The following is a 9,105-nucleotide window of genomic DNA, read 5'->3' as shown; positions in this document are numbered from 1 at the left end:
GTGTGAGTATGCTTGCTCTGCGGTGACTTGAAATCCAGACTCGGCTATTGCGTTGGCATCAACATGGTCATTACGGATAAACCGGTAAGCACCTTCCATGTCGGCGGGAGATTGGGCGATATTTACGAGTGGCTTTCCTGGTTCTTTGGCAATAGATGAGGCTAACTTTACTAGACGAGCTGTTCTTCGAGGGTCACCGAGGTTGCTTTTTCCAAACTGCTGTTCAGCCCACTGTTGATGATTGTTTAGCATCGCTATCTCCAAAATAGGTTTGAAGATCTGATCGCGGAACAAAGATTTAGTTCAAAAAAATCCCCGCTAATTTCTTAGCAGGGATTTGTGTATAAGAGACAGCTTTAAAGCGCCTTTTTTCTTTTCGCTAAAAATTGATTAAGCCAAAGGGCAAATACAATAATCGCACCGCCAATGCCTAAACGTACTAAATCAGCATCGCGGTTCCAAATCACCACATTAACAATAATGCCCGCAGGAATAAGCAGGTTGTTCATTACTGCAAGTGCACCAACATTCACCTCTACCGCGCCTTTATTCCATGCAAAGTAACCAAGGCCAGATGCAATTAAGCCTAAATAAGTAAGCACGCCCCATTGTGTAGCAGTTGTAGGTAACTTGTCGGGATTGCCAAATAACACATAGCAACTCACTGCCACCACTAACGCGCCTATAAAAAACCAACCAAACACGGTTTTATGTTCCAGTGTTTGCTCGCTCATTAAGCGCTTATAAAACACTTGGCCGCTGGCAAAACACAGGTTTGCCCCTTGTACCAACAATAATCCCAGTAAAAAGTCGCCATCAATACCTTCGTAGCGAATAGCAATAGCGCCAAAAATCGCAATTACCGCCACCAGCAAAAACTGTGCATTAAAGCGTTTTTCCAGTAAGTCATTTAGTAAAGTGATGTAAAGCGGGGTCATTACCGTAAACAGCAATACCTCTGGCACGCTTAAATACAAAAAGCTGTGATAGTAAAAACTGTACATTACGCCTAATTGAATGGCGCCAATGCCCATCAACTTTAAGGCAATGTCTTTTGGCGTACTAAGTAGCTTTAAAAAGGGTAAAAACACACAGGTTGCTAGGGCTACGCGCATTAGCACACTAAACCAAGCATCTACTTGGCCTGCTAAATACACACCAATTAGGCTAAACGAAAATGCCCACAATAATGTGACCGAGATAAGGTAATTCATGAAAATTAAAAATGATTTTTAAAAAGGCAGTTTAGCGAATTATGGCAGCAAATGGTATGCAGAAGAGCCGCTCTTCTGCATACGGGGTTTTAAAGTGGCTTAATCTTTTTCGAGCACAATACGGTAACGTGCTTTGCCCGATTTTAAATGATCAAGCGCAGCGTTTATGTCGCTCATTTTAAAGGTTTCGATTTGCGGTTTAATGTTGTGCTGCACTGCAAACTCAAGCATTTGTGCAATGGTTGATGGGCTACCCACAGGCGAGCCCGACACTTGCTTTTGCCCACCAATTAAACCAAATGCGCCTAAATCAAGCGGCTCTAACGTTGCACCCACAAAGTGTAAACGCCCTTTTGGTTTAAGGGTTGATAAATACAAATTCCAATCAAGTTTTACGTTAACCGTTGAAATAATAAAGTCAAAACTATTAGCAGCCGCTTCAATAGCGCTGTTATCTCGCGAGTTAAGCGTATGATGCGCACCCAGTTGTTTGGCTTCTTCAGATTTAGATTCAGACGATGTAAATGCCGTTACCTCGCAGCCCCACGCATTTAAAAATTGCAGTGCTAAATGGCCTAAACCACCAATACCAATCACCGCTACTTTGTCGGTTGGTTTAACATCAAACTGCACAAGCGGGTTAAATACCGTAATACCACCACAAAAGAGTGGGCCTGCCGCCTGTGCATCCATACCATCTGGCAGCGCTACGACTGCTTTTTCATTGGCGCGCACTTTATCGGCAAAACCACCATGGCTTAAAATAGTCGGCGTTGCTTGTTGGCATAAGTTTTCATCGCCCGAATTACACGAATAACACGTTTGGCAATAATCCGAATGCCAACCAAGGCCAACAAGCTGGCCTTCGCTTACACTTTTTACATGACTGCCCACTTTGCTAATACGCCCTACCACCTCGTGGCCTGCAACTAACGGATACTGTGAAAAGCCCCATTCGTTATCAATCATTGAAATATCAGAGTGGCAAATACCACAATATTCCACATCAATTTCAACATCATGAGCACCTAACTCACCCACTTCAATTTGGTATTGTTCAAGCGCGCCACCGGGCTCTTTTGCTGCGTATGCTGTAATCATATTGGTTTCCCTTTTTTAATCATGTGTTATTCGTGTACTGCTTAAGTAGTTAGAACGATCACTCTAAACTAAAACGCGCGTTAAAAATCACAGTCTAGTAATTTCATTGGTTTGTCGGCAGCAAGCACACAGCCCCTTGCCTCGTCGGTTGCCGCTTTACATTGTTTTAGCATTTCTGAACTGCTTGGCGCTTTGTCACCTAAAACGCGTTTAGCATGTGCGACCACTGCCTTGCACTCGCTTACTGGCACAGGGTCAGCCTTGGAGCAGCCAGTTAATAAAAAAGCTAAGCCCGCACAAATAATTATTAAAGGTAAGTAAGAAGGTAATTTGCTCATAACATTTCCAACTGAATAAGTGTTCACTCAGTATAGTCATGATTTAATGTGTGGCGCTGAAATCTTTAAAGTAAGGCACCGACTAATCAATTTCACAGAGTACACGGTTATCTTGTGTAATCACAATTTTAAGCCGTTTATTTAGCTCATTGTTTGTTACATAGCCGCAGCTACCTTGATGAGTAATTTCGTGAGCGGTAATTATTTTATACAAATAGCTGCCATCACGCGGTTGCGATAAAGTATAATAAAGCGTATTACTCGCGCCGCTTTTAATCTCACCAAAATCTAAACGGCTGGATGGTAGCTCAATATTGGCATGGGTTATATCGCTGCTAGAGTTATTTACAATGGTGATAGCTGGCGATACATAAAACCACAGCCAATAAAGTCCACACAAAAACGTAACTATCAGCAACACAATTTTAAATAGGCGATTCATTTGGTTCCTTTTGGTATGCAACCATGCATAAATTTAAATGTTATTCCTTAGTGTCACTAGTTTTTTAAAATGGCGCTCACAGACGAGCCCATTATTATCGCCGTTAACTTCGCAGTAGAACAATGTCTTTAAGTTAGAAATCAACGACTCTTAGCAATTGATTGCACATTTATTCTTTACATTATTGATTCTTTTGCTTAAAAAAGTTTTCAGGCCATAACTCTCTAGGTAAGTATTGACGAATGAGTTCTGCTTGAGCCTGATAACCGCGAATCTCTAATTCACGAACAAATACAGGCCAAGGAGGAATATTGCTCATGTAAACATTGTTAGCTGATTTGGACATACCTCCTCCAGGAGCTGTTGATAACCCCCCATATTGTGAAGTAGACAAACCACCATATTGAGAGGTTGAGAGACCACCATATTGAGACGTAGACAAACCGCCATATTGGGATGTCGAAAGCCCACCATATTGAGAAGTTGACATTCCTCCGTATTGGGATGTCGACATGCCACCATATTGAGAAGTTGACATCCCACCACCTTGTGAGGTTGACATCCCACCACCTTGTGAGGTTGAGAGACCGCCTCCTTGAGCCGTACTCAAATTCCTAGGCCACATACGCATGTTTGGTATTACAGGTCTCCCCATATCAAAAACTCCTTCTATATCTAATGTTTATTCTAAATCTATTTAGTGTTATGAAGACTCATTCAGATGCAATAAAATAGCTGGTTAAAATTAGTGAGTAAAAGAACAACAACCTGCTATCTCATCCTGTTAAAATGATCTTTTAAGCTAACATTACTGAATGTTTTGCTTTCTCCAATTGTCTATTGCTTTATATAAACGTCCCACAGTGACATCACCCTGCCACTCCTTCCAGAATTCTATGGTGCCACTATCTGGCTTATTATTTGGCTCATCTATGCGTATACGGCTAGGCAATAAACTTGCGTCTCCTACAACAAGCGCTTCACCAGTATCTAAAGTAGGTAAAATATCACTAAAACCACCTAGGCTATCTGGGAGTAGTTTTTTTATGACCGATTGATCATCAGAATTTGTAAGCCTCATAGCCACAAAATTACTGCACTGGCTAAGTATGGTCTTATTCACTTCAGATGGCCTTTGTGTGACAACCACTAAACTAACTCCGTACTTTCGGCCTTCTTTAGCTATGCGTTCGAAAATTTGAATAGATATATCATCCGATGCGCCAGACACATTTTTATTAGGAATATATAAATGGGCTTCATCACATAGGATTGCTACTGGATGGCGCTCCTCAGAGGGCGTCCACTGTTGAACAGAAAAAGCAAGGCGAGCTACTAATGAAACGATTAGAGGTAGCACATCTGACGGAACCTCAGAAAAGTTAATTATCTTAACTCCTCCATTCCCATTTTCATCGTTACTTCCTAAAAGAGCATCAGCTAACCTATTTAACCAGTCAAACTTTAAAACATCTGCGCCACCTTGGAACAAAAAACCTAATCGTCGATCTGATATTTTATTTTCTAAGCGAGAAATCATTCTGCTTAGTTTACCGTTAAATTCACCAGCTTTGTCGGTCCCTGCTCGAGCACCTGGTACACGCTCAACATTGATAGCATTTAACTCATGTATCAATGATGACAAATCAAAAGGAACTGGGCTATCAACTGTGAAGTTATCTAAAATATCTTGATAACCACCGTCTTCTAAGTATCTAGTTTTAGCTGAATTGACTTCTCTCGCCATTAGCATTGCTTGGTTTGGAGCATTTTGATCGCTGCGATCAACGAATAATGAAACCAATGCTTCATATGATAGCAGCCAATAAGGTAGATAAATTGCACCATCTGCTAATGTTCGATTTGATTCTATATCACTCGGGCCTGCAACTTTGAAGTGACTAATTCCACCCCCCTCTAAAGGAGAATACTCACCGTGTAAGTCAAAAATTATTGCATTTGAGTTTTTCAGCTCAGAAACTTGCTCAATAATTCTAGCCGTAGTCCAAGACTTACCAGCCCCAGTACTTCCTCCAATAAAAGCATGTCGCTGGAAAAACTTATTACCATTTAAGTAAGCTACCGCATTTTCATCTAAGGTATATTTACCTAAAGTTAAAGAATTACCGTCAGCTTCTGCATGGGAAATAACTCTCATGAATGAAGTTAGTTTTTCGCCTTCCAATGCAAAACAATTTGCATCAATTTCAGGTACGCTTTCTAGTGTGCGACGAAATATGTTTCTTTTTATACCGTCAGCATCAATCAATGAGCCAATCAATGCCACTTTACATAAATTCTGCTCATCAGAAGGAGCTTCATCTTCTTCAGTAGCAGAGGGTATTAGCTTTTTTCTTGTAACTTGATTGATGATTCCAATTAAATGCTGCCCGGGCTTACTACTTTGTAATACTGCCAACCTATTAACCTGCAACCTTTTTAACAGTTCAGCATCATTTACCTCTACAACAACTGTTGCAGTATCTACGGAAGCGACTTTACCTAAAGCTTCATCATCATTAAAATTAAAAATAGTCATATCTTCCCTTACATTATTAAATTCATGAAGCCATTAAGTGACCAGAAATCGCCTTCTACTTCTACTGGTTCATCCAATAGGGAACTATAAATTTTAGATTTATTGTTCTCAGCAGATTCAATAGCTAAGTATTTGTCTGTACTTTCATTGGCAATAAACTCTTTCGTAGCTTCGGTCAATTCATAAGTAATGATAATTACCGATGCTCCATTATTCGCACACCGATTTACGAGCTTCGTTTGGATATGTTCATCATTGAAACCAAAGCCAACACATAAATAAGCGGTGGCTTCATCCATTACATCGTCAGATTCATGGATAATTGTTTTATAGGGCTCTTTATGAGTACTACGGTATTTTTCAATACCGGGTGTTACTATTAGTGGTGTTAGATCGTTAGGGATTTCGTTAATATTACTTAAAGATGTAATTATACCATTAGAATTAGTGAACCAACCTAGGGAACCATGGACTTTCCAGATATTTACCTGTCTAGAGCAAGATAAATAGTCCTTCTTAACGCTATAACCTCTATAGCCATGAGAGAAACCACTGTAATGATGAATATTTTCTTGTTCGCATGCATATTCTGCTAATCGGTCATAATTGGGAGTTATTATGTTGAGCTCTTTGGCCGTGCTCCTAAACATATGTTTTAGTAGCTTACCTAATGGGAACAATGAGGGGTTATTAAGTGAATTCTCAAACACCTTAAAATCTTCAGGTGCTAGAAGGTTCCATGTTTCAGAAACTACCCGACCAGTTAGTTCAGGTGACAATGGAACATCATGTAACGCTGTTTCTAAATCTATATCGGCTCTCAATTTTTCACAAAAGTTATGCCAAGAATTTTGTTCATTATCGTGTAAATCCGCCACATCGACATTCGCCATAAGATGCTGTGCTAACTTCCACATTCCAGACATTCCGAAAGCAGCCGAAGCTCCACTTCCTAATATAATGACAGGAGTGTTTTTGTAATAATCTTGAGCTTGTTTTGATATTTTATCTAGAATTTCTTCAGACATAACATTCCTTATATTGGCTGATGACAATAATGCTACCTTGAACGCCTTACAGCTTATCAGTGCTCATTTCACTTTAAGGCAGCTTTTCAAAAGCAAGAGCCTACACACCAATTTTATTTAATACTTTCAATAAATTAGCAATAAGAATTTCAGCGTAAAAAACACGCATTACTAATCTAACCTGAAATGTAGGCAATATAATAGTAAAGAATTGAATTTATTTAACTATAACAAGGTATTACAAGTGTTTTTTAGATATTCGCGTCATCTAACCGTGTTACATGGGTGTGTAGCACAAAAATACGCAATCAGTTCTTCGCAAGTTAGTCTTCTTTTAATGCCACTTTAATGCCGTTTTTATAATAAAAGCGTTTATCTTCAGCATCGTATTTGTCGTAGTTGCGGTGGCTACGGGTAAAAGTGGCGCTGTCGGCACCTTCAACTCGTTTGCTGCCCCAAAATACCGAGTTTGCATCGCGAATTGCCAAGTCGCGATTGATTACCACAACGCTATTTAAATCAACGCCATCGAGTTTTTGATCTTTAAAATAGATAAATTCACCGTCACTGGCGTAACTGGCAAAGCGTGTGAGTAATTCAAATTTAGCGGCCTTTGCACCAACCACTTCGCGCCCTTGGTAAAACACCTTTTCACCACTTATTAAGTATTCATCGTTGCTGAGTATTTTGAGCGGCGCTTGTTTTTCGCCAAGTAATTTATCTTGAAAATAAATGTGCTGGTTATCGCGGCCATAATGGCCATGTTCTAGTAGCAATGAAAAGCTATGTGGGTCGGCTTTATCTAACATTTTATGTTGATAAAACACATGGTTTGCGTCTTTTGCAAACCCAAGATTATTGATGATCTGAAAGGTGTTTACTTTTGCTGCCTCAACCGGATTATTGTCATAAAACACGCGGTTATCTAGTGCAAAAAACGCCTCGTTAAACTGTTTAAAACTGGTTATGTCTTGGTATGGCAATGCCTGTAACCACACTTTTGTGTTGCTGCCACCAGCATTAGTCTTTGAATACTGTGCGTTATACCAAAAAATATGGCTGTGGTTATAAATAAACTGCTCGTTTAAAACACTTACATTCGCGCCTTCCACATTGGTTTTAATAAAATGATCGCCCTTTTTAATAAACACCCAAAACTGATCTTTTACTATGTCTTCTGATAATTGCTCAAACGATGAAAAATCAATATCTTGCTTTATAAAATAATAAAAATGATGATTTTCATCCTGTGACCACGCATCGTTTATTACGGTAAAACTACGCGGATTTGCATCAGTAATAATGTGCAGCGGCGATTTGCTGTTGGTGTCTAACACACTTTCTGAAACAAAACGCTTTAGCACATAAACATGGTTTTTGTCGCGCGTTAGCATTTCGTTTATTAAAGAAAAGCTTTGGTAATCAACAAACTCAGTAATTGGGGTTGCTTGGTAGTAAATATGATTTTTGTCTTTGGCAAAATCACGAGACAAAACTTCAAATGTTGCCACATCGGCATGTTCAATTAAGGTGTTGCCTAGCTCAAACCAATTGCCCATGGGCGAAAAGCGAATTTGTTGTTTGTTATAAGAGTAATAATAAGAGTCTGACAGTGTTTGATCTACAGGGCCTGCAAACCAAAAAGAGGGATTAATAAGATAACTTAGCCAAGGCCTATCGTCTGCACGCATACTTGATGAGAATGCCAAAAGCGCCGCTAAAAAAACCGCACTCACCCAAAATTTTCCTTGGTAGACGAAATCCATTGCTTAGTAAGCCTATTATTATTTTTTGCATTTATGCTAAACCAAAAAAAGGAATTTTTCAGCGTTATTCACGTGAAAATTGCTCACTTTTTAACTAACAGGTATTCAAGCGCCTAAACCACGCATTCGCCCTTAGCAAGATTAGCCAGCTTTGCTATGGATTATTGTAGTTACCCTTTATCTTTGACCCCTTTTGTTTAGTTCATTGCTAAGCATTAAAAACCAGTACTTAACTAAACTCCCGCAATTTAATAACCCTCACTTTTTAAAAGTTTTATTTGTTAGCTAATTGCTAAATCAAATAGAAATTTATTAACCTGAAAGTTTATAACATTAACGATAACTGTTATCATTCGCCATTATAGTTATATTTTGTATTTTTATGGATCACGTATTTTCTTCAATTCGTGCTAACAAAGACGTTATCTTCCGAGTATTTATTGCCGTTGCACTGGGCTACAGCATCACCATGTCACTTAGCATTTTATTATCCCTGTTATTACCGCTTAACCAAGTTGATGCCATTGCAGCAAGCTCCATGCTGAGCTTTGCAATTTTTACTGGCTTTGTGATGTTTGTTTTTTCAGCTAAATCAACAAAGCGCGTGTTTTTACAGAGCTTAGTCGTGCTAGTGCTTAGCGCCGCGTTTAATTTTTTGTTTGTAACGGTGTGAGGCA

At 39.4% G+C, this 9,105-nt stretch carries 10 protein-coding genes; 1 reads left to right on the top strand and 9 read right to left on the bottom strand.

The annotated features are described in order from the left end of the window. From AAEU29_RS10780 to AAEU29_RS10740, 9 genes are all read right to left on the bottom strand, one after another. The coding region (locus tag AAEU29_RS10780) for an IS4/Tn5 family transposase DNA-binding protein (protein ID WP_421973334.1) at positions 1 to 252 on the bottom strand (252 nt) is incomplete at its 3' end. A gap of 104 nt (positions 253 to 356) precedes the next feature. Next, positions 357 to 1,214 carry a carboxylate/amino acid/amine transporter gene (locus tag AAEU29_RS10775; protein ID WP_421973333.1) on the bottom strand — a complete coding sequence of 286 codons (858 nt, stop codon included), beginning with the start codon at positions 1,212 to 1,214 and terminating at the stop codon, positions 357 to 359. A gap of 99 nt (positions 1,215 to 1,313) precedes the next feature. Beyond that, on the bottom strand, positions 1,314 to 2,315 hold the full coding sequence (gene ahr, locus AAEU29_RS10770) for an NADPH-dependent aldehyde reductase Ahr (protein ID WP_421973332.1): 1,002 nt from the start codon (positions 2,313 to 2,315) through the stop codon (positions 1,314 to 1,316). Positions 2,316 to 2,395: 80 nt separating this feature from the next. Further along, positions 2,396 to 2,653, bottom strand: coding sequence for a hypothetical protein (locus AAEU29_RS10765; RefSeq protein ID WP_421973331.1), 258 nt, complete (start codon positions 2,651 to 2,653; stop codon positions 2,396 to 2,398). 82 nt (positions 2,654 to 2,735) lie between these two features. After that, a complete protein-coding gene (locus tag AAEU29_RS10760) occupies positions 2,736 to 3,095 on the bottom strand; it encodes a hypothetical protein (protein ID WP_421973330.1) in 360 nt (119 codons plus the stop codon). A 181-nt stretch (positions 3,096 to 3,276) separates the two neighbouring features. Beyond that, positions 3,277 to 3,633, bottom strand: coding sequence for a hypothetical protein (locus AAEU29_RS10755; RefSeq protein WP_421973329.1), 357 nt, complete (start codon positions 3,631 to 3,633; stop codon positions 3,277 to 3,279). A gap of 270 nt (positions 3,634 to 3,903) precedes the next feature. Then, on the bottom strand, positions 3,904 to 5,634 hold the full coding sequence (locus AAEU29_RS10750; RefSeq protein WP_421973328.1) for an ATP-binding protein: 1,731 nt from the start codon (positions 5,632 to 5,634) through the stop codon (positions 3,904 to 3,906). An 8-nt stretch (positions 5,635 to 5,642) separates the two neighbouring features. After that, complete coding sequence (locus tag AAEU29_RS10745; RefSeq protein ID WP_421973327.1) at positions 5,643 to 6,662, bottom strand: SIR2 family protein; 1,020 nt, start codon at positions 6,660 to 6,662, stop codon at positions 5,643 to 5,645. Between the two features lie 323 nt (positions 6,663 to 6,985). After that, positions 6,986 to 8,398, bottom strand: a complete 1,413-nt coding sequence (locus AAEU29_RS10740) for a DKNYY domain-containing protein (RefSeq protein ID WP_421973326.1) — start codon at positions 8,396 to 8,398, stop codon at positions 6,986 to 6,988. A 412-nt stretch (positions 8,399 to 8,810) separates the two neighbouring features. Here AAEU29_RS10740 and AAEU29_RS10735 point away from each other — a divergent pair, with 412 nt between their 5' ends. Beyond that, on the top strand, positions 8,811 to 9,101 hold the full coding sequence (locus AAEU29_RS10735; RefSeq protein WP_421973325.1) for a hypothetical protein: 291 nt from the start codon (positions 8,811 to 8,813) through the stop codon (positions 9,099 to 9,101). Positions 9,102 to 9,105 lie beyond the last annotated feature (4 nt).

It is taken from the genome of Pseudoalteromonas aquimarina (assembly GCF_049257255.1).
Classification (GTDB): Bacteria; Pseudomonadota; Gammaproteobacteria; order Enterobacterales; family Alteromonadaceae; genus Pseudoalteromonas.
The sequence above is the reverse complement of the archived record's forward strand: the minus strand, read 5'-3'. Positions and strand labels throughout refer to the sequence as shown.

What these genes read in the sequence shown, in the direction of transcription:
- ahr (WP_421973332.1), bottom strand. Translation starts at nt 2,315, where the DNA reads ATGATTACAGCATACGCAGCAAAAGAGCCCGGTGGCGCGCTTGAACAA.
- AAEU29_RS10765 (WP_421973331.1), bottom strand. Translation starts at nt 2,653, where the DNA reads ATGAGCAAATTACCTTCTTACTTACCTTTAATAATTATTTGTGCGGGC.
- AAEU29_RS10735 (WP_421973325.1), top strand. Translation starts at nt 8,811, where the DNA reads ATGGATCACGTATTTTCTTCAATTCGTGCTAACAAAGACGTTATCTTC.
- AAEU29_RS10745 (WP_421973327.1), bottom strand. Translation starts at nt 6,662, where the DNA reads ATGTCTGAAGAAATTCTAGATAAAATATCAAAACAAGCTCAAGATTAT.
- AAEU29_RS10775 (WP_421973333.1), bottom strand. Translation starts at nt 1,214, where the DNA reads ATGAATTACCTTATCTCGGTCACATTATTGTGGGCATTTTCGTTTAGC.
- AAEU29_RS10760 (WP_421973330.1), bottom strand. Translation starts at nt 3,095, where the DNA reads ATGAATCGCCTATTTAAAATTGTGTTGCTGATAGTTACGTTTTTGTGT.
- AAEU29_RS10755 (WP_421973329.1), bottom strand. Translation starts at nt 3,633, where the DNA reads ATGTCAACTTCTCAATATGGTGGCATGTCGACATCCCAATACGGAGGA.
- AAEU29_RS10750 (WP_421973328.1), bottom strand. Translation starts at nt 5,634, where the DNA reads ATGACTATTTTTAATTTTAATGATGATGAAGCTTTAGGTAAAGTCGCT.